16 protein-coding genes are annotated in these 19,672 nt (G+C 56.9%); all 16 read left to right on the forward strand.

Annotation, left to right across the window (positions count from 1 at the left end; genetic code table 11):
- The first annotated feature begins 13 nt into the window (after positions 1-13).
- Positions 14-781: an undecaprenyl pyrophosphate synthase gene (locus L6439_RS10145; RefSeq protein WP_168180998.1), complete on the forward strand. Its 768-nt coding sequence runs from the start codon at positions 14-16 to the stop codon at positions 779-781.
- Between the two features lie 18 nt (positions 782-799).
- Positions 800-1,597: a phosphatidate cytidylyltransferase gene (locus L6439_RS10150; protein ID WP_168180999.1), complete on the forward strand. Its 798-nt coding sequence runs from the start codon at positions 800-802 to the stop codon at positions 1,595-1,597.
- Between the two features lie 69 nt (positions 1,598-1,666).
- A complete protein-coding gene (locus L6439_RS10155; protein WP_168181000.1) occupies positions 1,667-2,815 on the forward strand; it encodes a 1-deoxy-D-xylulose-5-phosphate reductoisomerase in 1,149 nt (382 codons plus the stop codon).
- 161 nt (positions 2,816-2,976) lie between these two features.
- Positions 2,977-4,251 (forward strand): RIP metalloprotease RseP, encoded by a 1,275-nt coding sequence (rseP, locus tag L6439_RS10160; protein ID WP_213469627.1) that lies wholly within the window; start codon positions 2,977-2,979, stop codon positions 4,249-4,251.
- A 70-nt stretch (positions 4,252-4,321) separates the two neighbouring features.
- Positions 4,322-5,770, forward strand: coding sequence for a proline--tRNA ligase (gene proS, locus L6439_RS10165; RefSeq protein WP_213469628.1), 1,449 nt, complete (start codon positions 4,322-4,324; stop codon positions 5,768-5,770).
- A 279-nt stretch (positions 5,771-6,049) separates the two neighbouring features.
- A complete protein-coding gene (locus L6439_RS10170; RefSeq protein WP_420540579.1) occupies positions 6,050-10,360 on the forward strand; it encodes a PolC-type DNA polymerase III in 4,311 nt (1,436 codons plus the stop codon).
- A gap of 210 nt (positions 10,361-10,570) precedes the next feature.
- On the forward strand, positions 10,571-11,032 hold the full coding sequence (gene rimP, locus L6439_RS10175) for a ribosome maturation factor RimP (RefSeq protein ID WP_168181003.1): 462 nt from the start codon (positions 10,571-10,573) through the stop codon (positions 11,030-11,032).
- 119 nt (positions 11,033-11,151) lie between these two features.
- Positions 11,152-12,255, forward strand: a complete 1,104-nt coding sequence (gene nusA / locus L6439_RS10180; RefSeq protein WP_168181004.1) for a transcription termination factor NusA — start codon at positions 11,152-11,154, stop codon at positions 12,253-12,255.
- An 81-nt stretch (positions 12,256-12,336) separates the two neighbouring features.
- Positions 12,337-12,648 (forward strand): RNase P modulator RnpM, encoded by a 312-nt coding sequence (rnpM, locus tag L6439_RS10185; RefSeq protein ID WP_168181005.1) that lies wholly within the window; start codon positions 12,337-12,339, stop codon positions 12,646-12,648.
- On the forward strand, positions 12,641-12,964 hold the full coding sequence (locus tag L6439_RS10190) for a L7Ae/L30e/S12e/Gadd45 family ribosomal protein (protein WP_168181006.1): 324 nt from the start codon (positions 12,641-12,643) through the stop codon (positions 12,962-12,964). Before rnpM ends, L6439_RS10190 begins: the two co-directional genes overlap by 8 nt.
- On the forward strand, positions 12,957-15,539 hold the full coding sequence (infB, locus tag L6439_RS10195) for a translation initiation factor IF-2 (protein WP_213469629.1): 2,583 nt from the start codon (positions 12,957-12,959) through the stop codon (positions 15,537-15,539). Before L6439_RS10190 ends, infB begins: the two co-directional genes overlap by 8 nt.
- A gap of 58 nt (positions 15,540-15,597) precedes the next feature.
- Positions 15,598-15,954: a 30S ribosome-binding factor RbfA gene (gene rbfA, locus L6439_RS10200; protein ID WP_168181008.1), complete on the forward strand. Its 357-nt coding sequence runs from the start codon at positions 15,598-15,600 to the stop codon at positions 15,952-15,954.
- 69 nt (positions 15,955-16,023) lie between these two features.
- Positions 16,024-17,022 carry a DHH family phosphoesterase gene (locus L6439_RS10205; protein ID WP_213469630.1) on the forward strand — a complete coding sequence of 333 codons (999 nt, stop codon included), beginning with the start codon at positions 16,024-16,026 and terminating at the stop codon, positions 17,020-17,022.
- On the forward strand, positions 17,019-17,933 hold the full coding sequence (gene truB / locus L6439_RS10210) for a tRNA pseudouridine(55) synthase TruB (RefSeq protein WP_213469631.1): 915 nt from the start codon (positions 17,019-17,021) through the stop codon (positions 17,931-17,933). Before L6439_RS10205 ends, truB begins: the two co-directional genes overlap by 4 nt.
- 171 nt (positions 17,934-18,104) lie before the next feature.
- Positions 18,105-19,082 carry a bifunctional riboflavin kinase/FAD synthetase gene (locus L6439_RS10215; RefSeq protein WP_168181011.1) on the forward strand — a complete coding sequence of 326 codons (978 nt, stop codon included), beginning with the start codon at positions 18,105-18,107 and terminating at the stop codon, positions 19,080-19,082.
- Between the two features lie 172 nt (positions 19,083-19,254).
- On the forward strand, positions 19,255-19,524 hold the full coding sequence (gene rpsO, locus L6439_RS10220; protein WP_087441395.1) for a 30S ribosomal protein S15: 270 nt from the start codon (positions 19,255-19,257) through the stop codon (positions 19,522-19,524).
- Positions 19,525-19,672: the final 148 nt, after the last annotated feature.

Raw genomic sequence — 19,672 nt, forward strand, 5'->3', positions numbered from 1 at the left:
TGGAGGAGACCGAATGATTAAGCGATTCCAAGCGTGGGTGCAGCGCAGGAAGGATAGACTGGGGCCTGAGCTGCTGCCGGACAATATCCCGCAGCATGTGGCGATTATTATGGACGGCAACGGACGTTGGGCCAAGAACCGCGGATTGCCGCGTGTCGCGGGACACCATACGGGGATGAAAGCGGTGAAGCGCGCCACCATCGCTGCCAATGACATCGGAATCAAAATACTGACCCTGTACGCTTTTTCCACAGAGAACTGGGTGCGCCCGAAAGAAGAAGTGGACTTTCTGATGAAGCTTCCCCAAGAGTTCCTCGCCATCGAGCTCGATGAACTGGTGGAGAAGAACGTGCAGGTGCGCATGATGGGCTATCGGGACCGCCTTCCCAATCATACGCTTGCGGCGATGGAAGAAGCCGTGGAGAGAACGAAGAACAATACGGGACTCATACTCAATTTTGCGTTGAATTACGGCGGGAAGCGGGAATTGATCGAAGGCTTCCGGGAGATTGCCCGGGACGTCGCAGCCGGCGTGGTGCGGCCGGAGGATATCGATGAGGAACTGATCCATCATCACCTGTTGTCCGGCAGCTTGCCGGATCCGGATCTGCTGATTCGCACCAGCGGGGAACTGCGGCTGAGCAATTTCATGCTGTGGCAGCTGGCTTACAGCGAGTTGTGGTTTACCGATTTGTACTGGCCGGAGTTCACGGAACGGGATTTGAAGGAAGCCGTGCTGGAGTACCAGCGCCGAACCCGGAGATATGGCGGATTACAATAAGTTGGAGGAACATTCGTTATGAAACAGCGTATCGTTACGGGGCTTGCAGCCGGTATCGTATTCGGCGGACTGTGCGTCATGGGCGGCATGCCGTATGAGCTGCTTCTTCTCGCATTGGCCCTGATCGGCTACTACGAGTTTGCCCGCATGCATCATTCCCGGCCCTTCGATCTCACATCCATCATCGGCTATGCTGCGCTGCTTGCTGTGGCTGTGCCTTGGCAGCGCTGGTCCATCTCATGGCCGGTCTCGTTCGAGACGCTTCTATGGTTCAGCATGTTCATCCTGCTGTGCATGACAGTTTTGACCAAAAACCGGGTGCCGATCGAGAACGCCGCCCAAATGTGGCTTGGGGCTTTCTATATCGGCATCGGATTTAAATATATGATGCTGACCCGCACTTCGATGGAAGAGGGCCTGTTCTGGACGCTGCTGCTTTTCGCGGCCATCTGGTCCTCCGATATCGGAGCTTATTTCACGGGACGAGCCCTAGGAAAGCATAAGCTGTGGCCCGCCATCAGCCCGAACAAGACGGTGGAAGGGGCGCTCGGCGGAATCGCGGCATCGATTATCGTGTCGTTCCTGTTCATCCTCGCGCGGCCGGATATTCTCGATTGGCGCACGGCGCTTGCGATCGGGGCTTCGGCAGCTGTCATCGGGCAGCTGGGCGATCTGATCCAGTCGGCCTACAAGCGGGTCCGCGGGGTGAAGGATTCCGGCACGATTCTGCCCGGGCACGGCGGCATTCTGGATCGCTGCGACAGCTGGATCGTCGTATTCCCGTTCGTTCATCTGATCGGCTTGTTGACGTTATAGCAGGTCGACGGGCAGTCCGGGCAACGAACGGGCGCTTACATTAAATTTGATTGCAGATGAGGTGCAGGAATGAAACGGATTGCAGTGCTAGGATCGACGGGATCCATCGGTACACAGACGCTGGATGTTGTCCGCCATCATGCGGATGAGTTCAAGGTTGAAGCCTTGGCGGCGGGGCGGAATGCGGATGCCATCGTTCAGCAGGCGAACGAATTCCGGCCTCGCAAAGTATCCGTGCAAGACCGGGAGACGGCGGAGCGGATCCGCCATGATCTTCCCGCCGGAACGGAGCTCTATTACGGAGACGAGGGCCTGATTGAAGCGGCGGCTGCCTCGGAAGCCGATACCGTCATTACGGCGGTTGTCGGCAGCGTCGGGCTGGACTCCACCTTGGCGGCGATCGCCGAAGGCAAGAACATCGGCTTGGCGAACAAGGAGACGCTGGTGTCCGCCGGACACCTGGTGACCGAGCTGGCCGGGGACAAGGGCGTGAGCATCCTGCCTGTGGACAGCGAGCATTCCGCCATCTTCCAATGCTTGAACGGAGAAGCAGCCGCGGATGTTCATTCGATTACGGTCACGGCCTCCGGCGGCAGCTTCCGCGATTATTCGCGGGATGAGCTGGAGAACGTGACGCTGGAGCAGGCGCTTAATCATCCGAACTGGTCGATGGGCGCGAAGCTGACCGTCGACTCGGCGACGATGGCCAACAAGGGCCTGGAGGTGATCGAGGCGCACTGGCTGTTCGGGGTGCCGTATGACCGCATTCATGTCCTGATTCATCCGGAGAGCATCATCCATTCCTTCGTGGAATATGTGGACGGCAGCATCATCGCCCAGTTGGGCGTGCCCGACATGCGGGTTCCGATCCAATACGCGCTGACGTATCCGAAGCGTCTGGACAGCCCTGCGGCCCGCCTTAATTTGGCCGAGATCGGCAAGCTTCATTTCCGGGAGATGGATTTGGAACGCTTTCCGATGATGCGTTGGGCCTATGAGTGCGGACGAGCCGGCGGAACGGCGACAACCGTGTTCAATGCCGCGAACGAAGTGGCCGTGGCGCGCTTCCGGGAGGGCGAGATCAAGTTCCTCGACATCGAGCGCATCGTGTACGAGATCATTTCCGGACATGAGCGCATCCCGCATCCTTCGCTTGAGGAGATTAAGGAAGCGGATCGGCGGGCACGCGCGGAAGCGCGGCAAATTTTACGGCCTTGACGGTGCCGGTGGATTCTCTTGTGCGGGATCGGAGAATAATGATAATCTATAAGAGGTTGTTCAAAACGTCCGTTCTTCGAGTTCGGTGCCGAGAGCCGGTCTTTTTGAACATACGTTATAGGACAAGACCGCGACCCGAAACGTAAAGGAGGATGCATCGCGTGCAGATGGTACAGATTGTGATATTGACGATACTTGTCTTCTTCATCATCGTGACGATTCACGAGTGGGGACATTTTATCTTTGCAAAACGTGCGGGCATTCTCGTTCGAGAGTTCGCCATCGGGTTTGGTCCGAAAGTGTTCTCCCATACGCGCGGAGAGACCCGTTATACGCTCCGGCTGCTGCCGGTCGGCGGCTTCGTCCGGATGGCGGGGGAAGATCCGGATCTGGTGCAGATCCAGCCCGGGCAGACGATTGCCGTCCGGCTGAAGGACAATCAAGTCACCAAGCTGTACTTGGATCAGCTGGATATGCGCAAGCAAGTCGTGCGCGGCGAAGTGAAGGAGATCGATCTGGAGCATGCGTTGAAGCTTACGATGGACGTGGAAGGGGAGGAAGTGACCTATGACGTTCATCCGCAAGCGAAGATGATTGTGAAGGGCGAGGACACGCAAATTGCGCCTTACCACCGCCAATTCGGCAGCAAGACGGTCGGACAGCGCGCGCTGGCGATTTTCGCCGGCCCTTTCATGAACTTCGTGCTGGCGTTTATCCTGTTCGGAGCCTACATACAGATGGTCGGCATGCCCGTCGAGAACCCGTCTTATGTCAAGATTGGCGACGTGACACCGAATATGCCTGCGGCGGAAGCGAATTTGCAGAAGGGCGATATTATTGAGAAGGTGAATGATTTCGCCGTCGGCGGCAACCGGGACAAGATGATCGACATCATCGAGAAATCGGAAGGCAAGCCGGTGGAGATGACGATTGTCCGGGGAGAAGAACGGTTCACTGTCCGGCTGACGCCGGTGAAGGTGGAAGGCCAGGAAGGCGGCAAGGTCGGCATCGTGCCGGTATTCCCGACCCGCAGCGCCTCAATCGGAGAGACGGTCAAATATGCGGGCATATCCATGGTCGATACGACACAGCGCATTTTTGAAGGATTCCGCATGCTGATTTTTGGCCAGTTCAGTCTGGATGATCTGGGCGGACCGGTGCGGACGTTCGAAGTGACGGGACAATTCGCCAAGCAGGGGATTGGCCAGCTCACGTTATGGACCGCTATACTTAGCCTGTATCTGGGCATATTCAACCTGCTTCCCATTCCGGCATTGGACGGAAGCCGCCTCGTCTTTCTTGGCATTGAAGGACTGCGCGGCAAGCCCGTCGATCCGAACCGGGAGAGCATGGTCCACTTTGTCGGCTTCGCCATGCTGATGCTGCTGATGCTGGCGGTGACCTACAACGATATTTTGCGATTAGTAAAAGGTTGACTATCGGCACGATCATTATTCGCAACATCATGGGCGATGGGGTTGTGTCTTCGGGAGGATTTTAACGGTTATGTCGAAAGAGAAGCAGTTCGTTACGGAAATTACGCCCCAGCAGGAGGACTTTTCCCGTTGGTATATTGACGTTATCAAAAAAGCGGAGCTGATGGATTATTCGCCAGTGCGCGGCTGCATCGTCTTCCGCCCGGACGGCTACGAGATTTGGGAGCATATCAAGGACGAGCTGGATCGCCGCTTCAAGGAGACGGGACACCGCAACGCGTATTTCCCGCTCTTCATTCCCGAGAGCTTTTTCCAGAAGGAAAAGGAGCATGTCGAAGGGTTCAATCCGGAGCTTCCATGGGTAACGGAAGCAGGCGGCGAGCCGCTGGAAGAGAAGCTGGCCATCCGCCCGACGTCCGAGACGATGATCGGGCACATGTATGCGAAGTGGATCCAATCGTACCGGGATCTCCCGGTGCTCATCAACCAATGGGCGAACGTCGTCCGCTGGGAGAAAAGAACGCTTCCGTTTTTGCGTACGAGCGAATTTCTGTGGCAGGAGGGCCATACGGCGCATGAGACCGAAGCAGAAGCGCGCGAAGAGACGATGCGCATGCTTACGATCTACCGCGAGTTCGTCGAGGATTTCTTGGCGATTCCGGTAATCGAAGGCCAGAAGACGCCGTCCGAGAAATTCGCCGGCGCGGTGGATACCTTCTCCATCGAAGCGATGATGAAGGACGGGCGCGCCGTTCAGGCGGGGACATCCCACTATTTGGGCACCAACTTCTCCGTCGCCTTCGAGATTCAATTCCTGGGGCGGGAGAACGAACTTGAATATGCGCATACGACATCATGGGGCGTAAGCACCCGGCTTATCGGATCGCTCATTATGGTGCATGGGGACGATCGGGGACTCGTCCTGCCGCCGAAGGTTGCTCCGACCCAAGTCATCATGATCCCGATCGGTCCGGCGAAGATGCGCGATCAAGTCGTCGGACGAGCCGATGAGCTGTTCGCGGAATTGAAGCGGGCCGGCATCCGCGTCCGGATGGACGACCGAAGCGATATCAGCCCGGGCTGGAAGTTCAATGAATATGAAATGCGCGGCGTTCCGGTCCGGCTTGAGATCGGACCGCGGGATATGGAGAACGGCGTGTGCGTGCTCGTGTCGCGCGTATCCGGCGAGAAGCGGATCGTGGAGCAGAGCAAGCTGGCCGAAGAAGTGAAGCGGATGCTGGATGACGTGCACCGGGAGATGTACGATCGTGCGCGCCGGTTCCGCGACGACCACTTCTATTCGGTCGACACGATCGACGAGATGAAGGCGCTGATGGAAGAGAAGCGCGGCTTCACGCTCGCCGGCTGGTGCGGCTCGGAAGCCTGCGAGAAGCATGTCAAGGACGAGACCGGCGCCACAAGCCGCAATATCCCGTTCGCGGCGCAAGAGAGCAAGAAAACCTGCCTCGTATGCGGAGAAGAGGCGAAACACACTGTCGTGTTCGCCCGCGCGTATTAAGCAGGGCAGATCCGTGTGCCGCGCAGCCCTTGTCATTCGGCAGGGGTCCGGCAATACGGCCGTGCCCGGCCGCCGGGTTGCGGAATGAATGAGAAGGAAGCTTCCTCCGCGGGAACATCCAACGGAACACCGGACGATGGCTCGAGTGCAGGAAGCTTTTCTTTTTAGAAGTGGTAGTTTATAAAGTCCGAGTTTGATCACGAAGCGGTACAGTCCGTTCTATATTCAGCAAGATTACGAACCGATACAACCGGTTGTCATGGGGGTGGAATAATCGGCATGTCGGATAACAGAATGCGATTCGAATTATTAATGAAGCAGGCGGGCATTCCTGCGGAGCTGGCGGAAGGAAGCTATCATGACGCCAGAATCGAACGGGTGGAATGCAGCCGTTCCAATCGGGAATGGACGATCCATATCGGGAAGGCGTCGGTAGCGCCGGCGGAGGCGTACCGCACCTTTTGTCTCCGCGTGCAGGAGAAGCTGTCCCATATTGCCAAGATCCGTATTATTTTTCATTACGATGAAAATGTGAGCAACGCGGAGATCGTCGATTCCTATTGGGGGCTGTTCGTCGAATGGGTGAAGCGAGAAGTGGCTTCCGTCAACGGCTGGCTGCATCGCGCCAAGGTCGATGTGGAAGGCGATCTGGTCAAGCTGGCGCTGGCCGAAGCGACGACATTGGAGCTTGCCAAGAAGAAGCAGATCGACAGTTATGCCGTTCAATTTTTCCAGACGTATTTCTCCCGATCCCTGCGCTTCGCGATGCAGAAAGGCAGCTTCGACGCGGATGCCTATGAGGCCTTCCAGGCCAAGCTTATTGAGGAAGAGCGGCAGGTTGTCCAGCAGATGATGGTGGAAGCCGAACGAGAGGCCGCCGAAGCGGCCGCTCCCGGGGAAGCGCCGGAACGTCTCCATGTCGGCTACGATATCAAGGACGATGCGACGCCGATTATGGATATTCAGGATGAGGAGAAGCGGATCACGATCCAGGGAACCGTCTTCGGATTGGAAATGAAGGAGCTGCGGAACGGCAGCACGCTGTTCACGTTCAATGTGACGGACTTCACCGATTCGCTCATGATGAAGATGTTCGCGAAGACGAAAGAGGACCTTGCCATGCTTAGCCTCATCGCCAACGGCAAGTGGGTGAAGGCGCGCGGACGCGTGGAGTATGATCGCTTCATGATGGTGCCGGAGCTCGTGATGATTCCTTCGGATCTGAACGAGATCACGCCCCCTGCGGAGCGGCAGGATACGGCCGAGGAGAAACGGGTCGAATTCCATCTCCATTCCACGATGAGCACGATGGATGCGGTGGCGCCGATTGACGCCTACATCAAGCAGGCGGCCAAATGGGGGCATAAAGCGATCGCGGTCACGGATCACGCTAACGTGCAATGCTATCCGGAAGCGGCCAAGGCGGCCAAGAAGCATGGCTTGAAAATGATCTACGGCCTGGAAGCGAACGTTATCAACGACGATCTGGAAGTGGTCATGAACGCCGAGCCGCGCAACCTGAAGGAAGCGACCTATGTCGTGTTCGATATCGAGACGACCGGTCTGTCGGTCACGAATACGAAGATGACGGAGATCGCAGGCGTCAAAATGCAGGACGGCAAGGAGATCGATCGGTACGCCAGCTTCGTCAATCCGCATGAGCCGATTCCGTACCATATTCAGCAGCTCACGAATATTACGGATGAGATGGTGAAGGACGCTCCCGAAATCGATCAGGTGCTGCGCGAGTTCACGGAATTCGTCGGCGATGCGATCCTTGTCGCGCATAATGCGAGATTCGATGTCGGGTATGTGCAGTACAATCTGAAAAAGCTGGGCATGCCGGAACTGACCAATCCGGTCATCGATACGCTGGAGCTGGCCCGGCTAATCCACCCGACGCTGAAGAACCACCGCCTGAATACGCTGGCGGATAAATACAAGGTGTCGCTGGAAAACCATCACCGCGCCATTGACGACACGATTGCGCTCTTCGGCATTTTGAACGGCTTGCTCAAGGACGCGCAGGCGATTTACGGCATTGACATGCTCGACCGCTTGAATGATTACGTGGGTCAGAACCTCAAGAACGCGCGGCCGTTCCACTGCAATATTTACGCGTTGAACGGCGTCGGCAAGAAAAATTTGTACAAGCTGGTCTCGCTGTCTCATACCGAATACTTCAATCGGGTCGCCTGCATTCCGAAGAGCAAGCTCGTGGAGATGCGGGAAGGGCTGCTGCTGATGTCGGGCTGCGAGAAGGGCGAGTTTTTCGAGACGGTGCTCAACAAATCGATCGAAGAGGCCGAGCAGGTGGCGGAGTTTTACGATGTGCTGGAGATTCAGCCGCTGACGATGTATATGCATTTGGTGGAAAAGGGACTCGTCGCCTCCAAGCAGCACATCGAGGAAGCGCTGCGCAAAATTGTCCGGATCGGGGAAAAGCTGAACAAGCCTGTCGTCGCCACGGGCAACGCGCACTATCTCCACCCAAGAGACAAGCTGTTCCGCGACATCACCATTCACGGCATCACGGGCTTCAGCCCGCTCAAGGATATGCGAAAGCCGGATGCCCATTTCCGCACGACGACGGAAATGCTGCAGGAATTCGAGTTCCTCGGCAAAGAGACGGCCTACGATGTCGTCGTCCGCAATACGAATGAGCTCGCGGATCGGTTCGAGGAACTGGTTCTGTTCCCGGACAAGCTGTTCACGCCGATTATCGAAGGGGCAGACGAAGAGATTCGGACGACCTGCTACCGGACGGCGGAAGAGATCTACGGCACCCCGCTGCCGGATATCGTCGTCAAGCGGCTGGAGAAGGAACTGGAGCCGATTATTAAATACGGCTTCTCCGCCAACTATCTGATCTCCGAGCGGCTCGTCAAAAAATCGAATGAAGACGGCTATCTCGTCGGTTCCCGGGGGTCGGTCGGCTCATCGGTCGTCGCGACCTTCCTCGGCATATCCGAGGTCAACCCGCTGCCGCCGCATTATATATGCAAAAATCCGGAATGCAAGCACAGCGAGTGGATTACGGACGGAAGCGTGCCGAGCGGCTTCGATCTTCCGGACAAGCCGTGCCCGCAATGCGGCCAGATGCTGAAGGGCGAAGGCCAGGACATCCCGTTCGAGACGTTCCTCGGCTTCAAGGGCGATAAAGTTCCCGATATCGACCTGAACTTCTCCGGGGAGTATCAGCCGCATGCCCATAACTTCACGAAGATTATGTTCGGCGAGAAGAGCGTCTTCCGCGCAGGGACGATTGGAACGGTGGCGGAGAAGACGGCGTTCGGCTTCGCCAAGAAATATGAGGAATCGCACGGGAAGTCGTGGCGGGGCGCCGAGCTTAACCGGCTTGCTGCCGGCTGTACCGGGGTGAAGCGGAGCACCGGCCAGCATCCGGGCGGGATCGTTGTCGTTCCGGATTACATGGAAGTCGAAGATATCACGCCGGTCCAATATCCGGCGGACGATACGTCGGCTGAATGGAAGACGACGCATTTCGATTATCACGCCTTCGACGCGAACCTGCTCAAGCTTGATATTCTCGGACACGATGATCCGACGATGATGCGGATGCTGCAGGATCTGACGGGCGTCGATCCGACGACGATACCGATGAACGATCCGAAGGTGATGAGCTTGTTCAATTCGACGGAAGCGCTGGGCGTCACGCCGGAGCAGATTCGCACGCCGGTCGCCACCTACGGGATTCCCGAGATGGGAACGCGCTTCGTCCGGCAGATGCTCGTGGAAGCCCAGCCTTCTTCCTTCGCGGATTTGCTGCAAATCTCGGGCTTGTCCCATGGCACGGGCGTATGGCTTGGCAATGCGCAGGAGCTCATCAAGAACGGGGTCTGCACCATCAAGACGGTCATCGGGTGCCGGGACGAGATTATGCTGTACTTGATCTACAAGGCGGGAATGGACGCCGGCCTCGCCTTCAAAATCACCGAGAGCGTGCGGAAAGGGAAAGGGCTCACTCCGGAATGGATCGAAGAGATGAAGCGGTGCAACGTGCCGCAATGGTATATTGATTCCTGTCTCAAGATCCAGTACATGTTCCCGAAAGCCCACGCCGCGGCGTATGTTATCTCGGCGGTGCGGACCGCGTATTTCAAGCTCTACCATCCGATTGAATTCTATGCGACTTACTTCACGGTGCGCGCGGAAGACTTCGATATCGAGCTGTGCTGCCAGGGCTATGATGCGATCAACCGCAAGATTAGCGAGATCGAAGCGAAGGGATTCCAGGCCACGACGAAGGAGAAAAGCATGGTATCGATTCTGGAGATGGCGCTCGAAATGACCGCCCGCGGGTTCACGTTCAAGCCGATCGATCTGTACCGGTCCGACGCGACCCGATTCCAGGTGGACGATGGCGCGCTCATCCCTCCTTTTTCGGCCGTGCAGGGTATCGGCGAGAATGCGGCCCGCAATATTGCGGCTTCCCGCGAAGCGGGAGAATTCTTGTCCGTCGAAGACTTCCAGAACCGCTCCAAGGCGACGAAAACGATCGTCGAGCTGTTGAGCCAGATGGGCTGCTTCCGCGGACTGCCGGAGAGCAATCAGCTGTCACTGTTCTGACCGGGCGCTTCGAGAAGCGGCAGGCATATTCCCGGAAAGCGGAGCTTGGGATGGCCCTTGCCATTCCATATAGGGCTATGATATAATTTTTTTGGTAATCATGTGGATAAATCCGTTGCGCAAAGAGTGGGGAAACCCACTCTTTCATATTTGCGTGCGGATTCTGAAATATAGAGCAACTATTTCCAACTAAGCAGGAGGTCCTTGAATTTGAGTTCACCGAACATTAAATCGGTAGTCGAAAGCATGATCACGCCATATTTGGAGGAGAACGGCTTCGAACTGGTCGACATCGAGTATGTCAAAGAAGGCAGCAGCTGGTATTTGCGCATTTTTGTAGACAAAGAGGGCGGCATCGATATCGAGGACTGCGGGCGCATCAGCGAGTACGTAAGCCAGAAGCTGGATGAGGCCGATCCGATCGAGGATGCTTATTTCTTGGAGGTATCGTCTCCGGGGGCGGAACGCCCGTTGAAAAAACCGCAGGATGTTGCCAAATCCGTAGGCAAGCATGTATTTGTCACTACATACGAGCCGATTGGCGGATTGAAGGAGTTCGAGGGGGAATTGGTGTCGTTCGACGGCGAGACGATGGTTGTGCAGGTTGGCGGCAAAGACCGCGCCATCCCGTATAACAAGGTAGCCAGCGCGAGACTTGCGATTGTCTTTTAACATTCAATATGCATTCAAATAGGCCGGTTTTCATCGCCGGCAGGATGTTTGAACGCGCATCCTTGTTGAACTGAACAGGAATCAGGCCGTGACCGGTCGAAAGGGGGAGCTAACCAATCATGAGTATGGATTTTATTGAAGCGTTGACCGAAATTGAACGAGAAAAAGGAATTAGCAAAGATGTATTGATTGAAGCGATTGAAGCTGCTCTTATTTCCAGCTACAAGCGCAATTTCAACACCGCGCAAAACGTGCGCGTCGACGTGAACCGCGCGACGGGCGTCATTAAAGTATTCGCCCGCAAGACGGTAGTGGATGAGGTTCTCGACCCTCGCCTGGAAATTTCGCTTCACGCCGCCCGCGAGATGAACCCGAATTACCAGCTCGATGACATTTGCGAAATCGAAGTGACGCCGCGCGATTTCGGCCGCATTGCTGCCCAGACAGCGAAGCAGGTCGTTACCCAGCGCATTCGCGAGGCGGAGCGCGGCCTTATTTATAACGCGTTTATCGACAAAGCGGAAGATATCGTGACAGGTATCGTGCAGCGTCAAGATATGCGCAACGTCTTCGTCGATCTGGGCAAGGTGGAAGCGGTTCTCCCGCTGAATGAGCTGATGCCGAACGAGAAGTTCAAGCACGGAGATCGGGTGAAAGCATATATTACGAAGGTGGAAAATACGACAAAAGGCCCGCAAATCGTGCTGTCCCGGACGCATCCGGGCCTGCTGAAGCGCCTGTTCGAGCTGGAAGTGCCCGAAATCTTCGACGGGGTCGTCGAAATCAAGTCGGTCGCGCGCGAAGCGGGACAGCGCTCCAAGATCGCGGTTCACTCCCGGAACGAAGAGGTGGATCCGGTAGGTTCCTGCGTCGGACCGAAAGGGATGCGGGTGCAGACGATTGTGAATGAGCTGCGCGGCGAGAAAATCGATATCGTCCGCTGGTCGGACGATGTGAAGGAGTATGTCGCCAATGCGCTCAGCCCTTCCAAAGTCGTCGATGTCACCGTGTATGAATCCGAGAAGATGGCGCGGGTGATCGTGCCGGATTATCAATTGTCGCTCGCCATCGGCATCAAAGGCCAGAACGCGCGCCTCGCCGCCAAGCTGACCGGATGGAAGATTGATATCAAGAGCGAGTCCCAGGCCGAGCAAGAGCCTGTTCAGGAAGAGAGCGGCATAGCGGGTACAGACACAGACAGCTTCGACAGCTTCGAAGAATAACACCGAAGGCGCGACCATCGCCATATGTTACGGTCGCAGCCTCCGCCGGAAGCTCGATCGGATCGTAAGGGGGAATGAGTCATGAGAACAAGGAAGGTTCCGCTGCGCAAATGCGTCGCCTGTCAAGAAATGATGCCGAAAAAAGAACTGATTCGCGTCGTCCGGACGCCGGAAGACGAAGTTCTCATCGATCTGACCGGCAAGAAATCGGGCCGCGGCGCTTACTTGTGCGGGAAGCTGTCCTGCTTCAAGCTGGCGCATAAATCGCGGGCTTTGGACAGAGCGTTGAAGCATCAGGTGCAGCCTGAAATCTATGAGCAGCTTGCGCAAGATTTCATCAAGGTGGAAGATGAATTCAATGCAATGAAGGAACAGGTGGACGATGATGAGTAAGCTGATGTCCCAGCTCGGCCTTGCTCAACGGGCGGGCAAGCTGGTGACGGGCGACGAGATTGTCCTCAAGGCGATTCGCGGCAGCCAGGCTCAGCTTGTCATCGTAGCGGGGGATGCATCCGAGAACACGAAGAAGAAGTTTCGGGATAAGTGCAAATCGTACGGTATTCCGTTGGCCATCGGATTTGACAGAGACAGGCTGGGAGGAAGCATCGGCAAGCCGGAGCGGGTCGTGCTGGCTGTATTGGACAGCGGATTTGCGGCCATGATGCGGAACGGACTGAAAACTATGTCGGAGGTGGAGTATATTGAGTAAACAAGAGAAGGACAATAAAGATAAATTGAGAGTTTACGAATATGCCAAATCGCTCAATATGAGCAGCAAGGAAATTATTACGATACTAAAGCGTTTGAACATTCCAGTCAACAACCATATGAGCGTAATGGAGAATGATGCCGTGAAGAAGGTCGAACAGTTTTTCCGTGATGTAAAAGCAAATGCGCAAGCCAAGCGAGAAGGAGGGCAACCTTCGAAGCCGCAAGCGCAGACGAGCCAAGCGGGAACGAAGCAGACCGAAGCGGCGAAAAAGCCGGAGCAGCACAAAGAATCGAACGACAGACAGTCAGGCCAGCGCGGCGCGCGCGACGGCCAGCGTCAACCGCAGCGCGGCGAGCAGCAGCGCGAAGGCAATCGCGGGCAAGCGGGACGCAATTCCGATCGCAATGCGCAGCGTGGCGGAGGCGGTCAACGAGATCAACAAAGACAGGGCGAGAAGCAAACGACAATGAATACGAGACCGAACCAAACCAATAACAGACCGGGCGGACAGGATTCCACACAACGCAAGCCTCAGGGCGGACCAGCGAACAATTCGAACCGCGGCGGCGGCCAAGGCGGCCAAGGCGGCCAGGGACAACGGCAAGGGAAGCCGGGCAATGCGGCGGCTTCGAACCGTTCCAACCCGCCGCGCCGCTTCGAGGATTCCAACGCGAAGGACGGCAAGCGGAACAATAAGCCAGGCAACCGCCGCTTCGACGACAACAACAAGTTCGGCGGTTCCCGGGGCGGACAAGGCCGCGGCCGCAATAAAGGCAAGCACAACAATCAGCAGCAGGAGCGCCGCGAGAAAATCGACAACACACCAAAGAAAATTATCGTTCGCGGCGCGATGACGGTGGGAGAACTGGCGAAGCTGCTTCATAAGGACGCTTCCGAGGTCATCAAGAAGCTGTTGTTCCTCGGGGTTATGGCGACGATCAACCAGGAAGTCGATCTGGACACGATCCAGCTGATTGCGGATGAGTTCAAGGTCGAAGTCGATCTGAAGCTTCCGGCGATCGAGGATCCGTTCGAAGCAGAGGAAGAAATGGACGACGAGGCCGATCTGATGGAGCGTCCGCCGGTCGTTACGATTATGGGCCACGTCGACCACGGGAAGACGACGCTGCTCGACGCTATCCGCAAGACGAACGTTACTAGCGGCGAAGCGGGCGGCATTACCCAGCATATCGGCGCATATCAAGTTGAATTCAATCAGAAAAAGATTACGTTCCTGGATACCCCGGGCCACGAAGCGTTCACGCTGATGCGGGCGCGCGGCGCCCAGGTAACGGACATTACGATTATCGTCGTCGCTGCAGATGACGGCGTTATGCCGCAGACGGTAGAGGCGATCAGCCACGCGAAGGCGGCCAACGTTCCGATCATCGTCGCTGTCAACAAAATTGACAAGCCCGAGGCGAATCCGGATCGCGTGAAGCAGGAATTGACAGAGTATGAGCTCGTTCCGGAGGAGTGGGGCGGAGATACGATCTTCGTCAATGTATCCGCGAAGCAGCGCATGGGTCTGGAAGAACTGCTTGAAATGATTCTGCTCGTCGCCGAGGTCAATGAATTCAAGGCGAACCCGGACAAACTGGCCCGCGGCACCGTCATTGAAGCCGAACTCGACAAGGGACGCGGCCCGGTTGCCCGCATTCTCGTGCAGCATGGCACCTTGCGCGTCGGCGACGCGTTCGTCGCAGGCACCTGCTTCGGGCGGGTGCGCGCGATGGTCAATGACAAGGGACGCCGCCTCAAGGAGGCAGGCCCGTCGACGCCGGTCGAGATTACCGGTCTGACGGATGTTCCGCAAGCAGGCGATCCATTCATGGCGTTCGAGGAAGAGCGCAAAGCCCGCTCCATCGCCGAGAAGCGCGCGACGACGCTTCGGGAGAGCCAGTGGGGCGCGAACTCCCGCGTCACCTTGGACGATCTGTTCAAGCATATTAAGGAAGGCGAGATGAAGGAACTGAACGTCATCATCAAGGCGGACGTTCAAGGATCGGTAGAAGCGCTGCGCGGATCGCTCGAGAAGATCGATGTCGAGGGCGTGCGCGTCAAGATCATTCATTCCGGCGCCGGGGCGATTACCGAGTCGGATATCATTCTCGCCACGGCATCCAACGCGATTGTCGTCGGCTTCAACGTGCGTCCGGACGCGCAAGCGAAAGCGACGGCCGATCAAGAGAAGGTGGATATCCGCCTGCACCGCGTCATCTACTCCATCGTGGAAGAGATTGAACAGGCGATGAAGGGGATGCTCGATCCGGAGTACAAGGAAGTCGTCATCGGACACGCGGAAGTGCGCAATACGTTCAAGGTCGGCAAGGTCGGAACGATCGCCGGCTGCATGGTTACGCAGGGCAAGATCTCGCGTTCGGCCGATGCTCGCCTGATTCGCGACGGTATCGTCGTGTTCGACGGCAAGATCGACTCCTTGAAGCGCTTCAAGGACGATGCCAAGGAAGTGGCGCAAGGCTACGAGTGCGGAATTATGCTGGAGAAGTTCAATGACATCAAGGAAGGCGACATTATCGAGGCATTCGTCATGGAAGCCGTAGAGCGATAAGCGCGGAGCCGCCCTTGCCGGCATATTGAGAACCAACTAATGAAATGAGGTGTATCCCATGGCAAACTTCCGATCCGGACGGGTTGGCGAGCAGATGAAGAAGGAGCTGAGCCAGCTCATCCAATTGGAATTAAAAGATCCTCGAATCGGGTTTGTCACGGTGACAGGCGTCGATGTAACGAATGACCTGTCGCTGGCCAGAGTCTATCTCAGTGTGATGGGGACGGAAGAAGAGAAGGAAGATACGATCAGAGCACTGGAAAAGGCCAGCGGCTTTCTCCGCTCGGAGATCGGGAAGCGAATCCGTCTGCGCCATACGCCGGAGCTGTCGTTCAAGATCGATGCTTCGATAGAATACGGCAGCCGGATAGAAAAGCTGCTTGACGATATTCGCGACGATCGCGAGACGACATAAATGCAAATGAAGGACTGAACAGGCAAATCGAGCTTCCGGCTCGATTTGCCTGTCTTCACGGAGGTGCCTATGGCAGAAATGTTATCCGAGCGCTACGCGGAAGATATCGAGCGGGCATGCGAATTCCTTCGCACCTGCGACGATGTGCTCGTCGTGTCGCATGTGCAGCCGGACGGGGATGCGATCAGTTCCACGCTCGTCATCGGTTGGCTGCTGAATAAATGGAATAAAACATATCGGCTGGTCAATGAAAATGGCGTGCCGGGCCGGCTGAGGGAATTGCCGATGGCCGAACAGATTGGCAGCTACACGGATGCAGAAGAACCGCCGGAGAAGAAATATGAGACGGTTATCTGCGTGGACTGCGCCGACTATGCGCGCATCGGCAAGATAGCGAACTGGATTGCGTCTGATGCCCGCATTCTGAACATCGATCATCATCCGACCAATGATCGCTACGGCGAAGCGGCGCTGATTCGCGTCAATGCCGCGGCGACGGCGGAGATTCTGTACGATCTTCTGCTGGCAGCGGGCGTCGAGCTTGACGAGCAGGTCGGGACAATGCTCTATACCGGGCTGCTGACCGATACGGGCGGCTTCCGGTACAGCAATACGACTCCGCATGTGATGAGCGTGGCTTCCGAGCTGCTGAAGCTGGGGGTGGAAGGGAACACCATCGCGGAACGGCTGCTGGAGACGATGTCGATGGCCCAGTTGAAGCTGATTCAGCGGGGCTTGTCCCGCCTCGCCTTTACGCCCGATCAGCGAATCGGCTGGCTCTTCATTACGCCGGATGATATGCGGGACACGGGGGCGGTCAATGAAGACCTGGAAGGGCTCGTCAATTATGCCCGCAATGTCGAAGGCGTCGACGTCGGGCTGCTCTTCAAGCAAATTGATGAGCAGAGCGTCAAGGTGAGCATGCGTTCTTCAGAGCGGGTCGATGTCTCCGCGATTGCGCAATCGTTCGGGGGCGGAGGCCATGTCCGGGCCGCCGGCTGCAAAGTAAGCGGCGCGCTGGAAGATATCATTAGACAAGTACTGGAACGGGTGAAACAAGAACTATGACAGAGCTTCATGGTGTTCTTCCGGTATGGAAGCCGGCAGGCTGGACTTCGCACGATGTCGTGGCCAAAGTCCGCCGGCTCATTCGGGAAAAGCGGATCGGGCACACGGGAACGCTCGATCCTCAAGTCGTCGGGGTTCTGCCGTTATGCGTCGGCAGAGCGACCCGGCTGGTTGAATATTTGCAGGAAATGCCGAAGGAGTATGAAGCGACGCTGCGGCTTGGCATAGCGACCGATACGGAGGATTTGTCGGGCGAAGAGACGGAACGCGCCGATGCCTCTCACGTGACCGAAGCGATGGTCAAGGAAGCGCTGCTGTCGTTCCTCGGTCCCATCGAACAGGTTCCTCCGATGTACTCCGCCGTCAAGGTGAACGGCAAGCGGCTCTACGAGCTGGCGCGGGAAGGCAAGACTGTCGAGCGCAAGCCGCGGCAAGTGACGATTCATCACATCGAGCTGATCGGAATGGCGCTTGGCGGCGCTGAACCGGAGGTGCGGTTCCGGGTGCGATGCTCCAAGGGGACATACATACGAACCCTGTGCGTCGACGTCGGACGCAAGCTGGGGGTGCCGGCGGCGATGGCGGAATTGATCCGGACCCGCTCCGCCAATTTCGGGCAAGAGGACAGCTTCACCTTCGCCCAGATCGAAGAAGCGATGGAGGCCGGCACGCTGGCGGAGCTGTTGATTCCGATGGATCGGGCCGTCTCGCATTTTCCCGAGCTGCGGGTGGCGCCCGCCTTCGCGCGGCACGCGGTTCAGGGCAAGGGGATACCGGAGCGGGGGCTGAGCGCTCCGCCTTTGACGAATTGCATCTATCGGTTGTATGATGAAGAAGGAACTTTTTTCGGCTTGTATCACAAGCCGGACACGGAGCAGGTGCTGCGTCCGATCAAGGTCTTTGTGCCTTAATCGTTCCGCGCAAGGAGGGGAGACCCTTTTTGCGCTGGTCTTTGCCCTGTTTTGTGAAACAGATAACATACCGAAAATGTATGCTTGACCGGAATTGCGGGAACAACTGCTCAAGATGGGAACGGCGGTTGGGTGCAACCGGAAATACGAATGCAGGGGCTCTGATTACAAATGGAAAAGATAGTGCTACATGCAACAGACGGACATGCGGACTGGATGGCGTGGCAGCAGCCGCAAGTGGTGATCCTCGGTCACTTCGACGGCATTCACGCCGGACACGTGAAGGTGATAGAGCGGGGTCTCCAGTATGGGCGGGAGCATGGCTTGCCTGTCGCCCTAATGACCTTCCATCCTCACCCGAAGGCGGTCTTCGGCGACGAACGGTATACAAGAAGCTTGACTCCGCCGAAGGAGAAGGAACGGATTCTGGCCCGGCTCGGAATCGACCGCTTATATATCATAGACTTCAATCTGAGCTTCGCCCGGCTGAAGGCCCGCACCTTCGCGGACTGCCTGTGCGCTCTCGGCGTGAAGCATGCCGTAGTCGGCTTCGACAACCGGTTCGGCCATCGCGGGGAAGGCTCGGCCGAGCTGCTGGCCGAATGGGGCGAAGGCTGCTTCTCGGTGGATATTGTGCCGGCCCACAACGAAGACGACGCGAAGGTCAGCAGCACCCGCATTCGCCAGTGCCTGGCCGAAGGCGATATCGCGAAAGCGAACCAATTGCTGGCCCGCCCTTATCTGCTGCGCGGCACGGTCATCCATGGCGATGCCCGCGGACGCACGATCGGCTTCCCGACCGCGAACGTGGATCCGGACGAGCCGTATGTCATTCCAAGGAACGGTGTCTATGCGGTCAAGGTGAAGGTTGGCGGGAAGTGGCATGACGGCGTGATGAACATCGGCTTGAAGCCAACCTTCAAGAGCGGGGAGACGAGACCTTCGATCGAGGCGCATCTCTTCGACTTCGATGCGGACATTTACGGCGAGGAAGTGGCCGTGGCCGTCATGGATTTCCTGAGGGCCGAGCAGAAGTTCGACGGCATCGCGGCGCTTGTGGCCCAGATCACGGCCGACGCGGAGGAGGCCCGCCGCCGCCTGGCATCGATTGAGGGAGAGGCGGCATTGGAGAGCGTGTTTCAGGGATAGCGGCCGCCGCTGCCGAAAGTGATCGAGAATCTGCGTTTACTTTTCAATCTGATAGTGATATACTAGTAACGTTGTCGTGACTATGCGGCAATAGCCTTAGCTTGGTTGCACGATCTCACCGACGGCAACGAGGCTATTGGCTGAATCGATAACATATTGGGAGGTGAATAGGATGGCATTGACTCAAGAGCGCAAGCAACAGCTCATTGACATGCACAAGACGCACGAATCGGATACTGGATCTCCGGAAGTGCAGATTGCTATCCTTACTGAGAACATCGTTAATTTGACGGATCACTTGCGGACACATAAGAAAGACCATCATTCCCGCCGCGGATTGTTGAAAATGGTCGGTCAACGCCGTAAGCTTCTTGCTTACTTGAAGAAGAAGGACGTTAAGCGTTACAGCGCATTGATCGAGAAGCTCGGACTGCGCCGTTAATAGCAAGAACCTCTAGCAGCCTGGTTGTTCATCCCGCCTGACAGTGCGGCATGCAGCCGGGTTGCTTTTTAACGATGGGCCTATTTTTGACCTGTTTGACCTGTGGAGATGATATCAGGCGCAAGGCTGGACGAGCCCCGGCCCGAAG

Source organism: Paenibacillus dendritiformis, from assembly GCF_021654795.1.
Taxonomy (GTDB): domain Bacteria; phylum Bacillota; class Bacilli; order Paenibacillales; family Paenibacillaceae; genus Paenibacillus_B.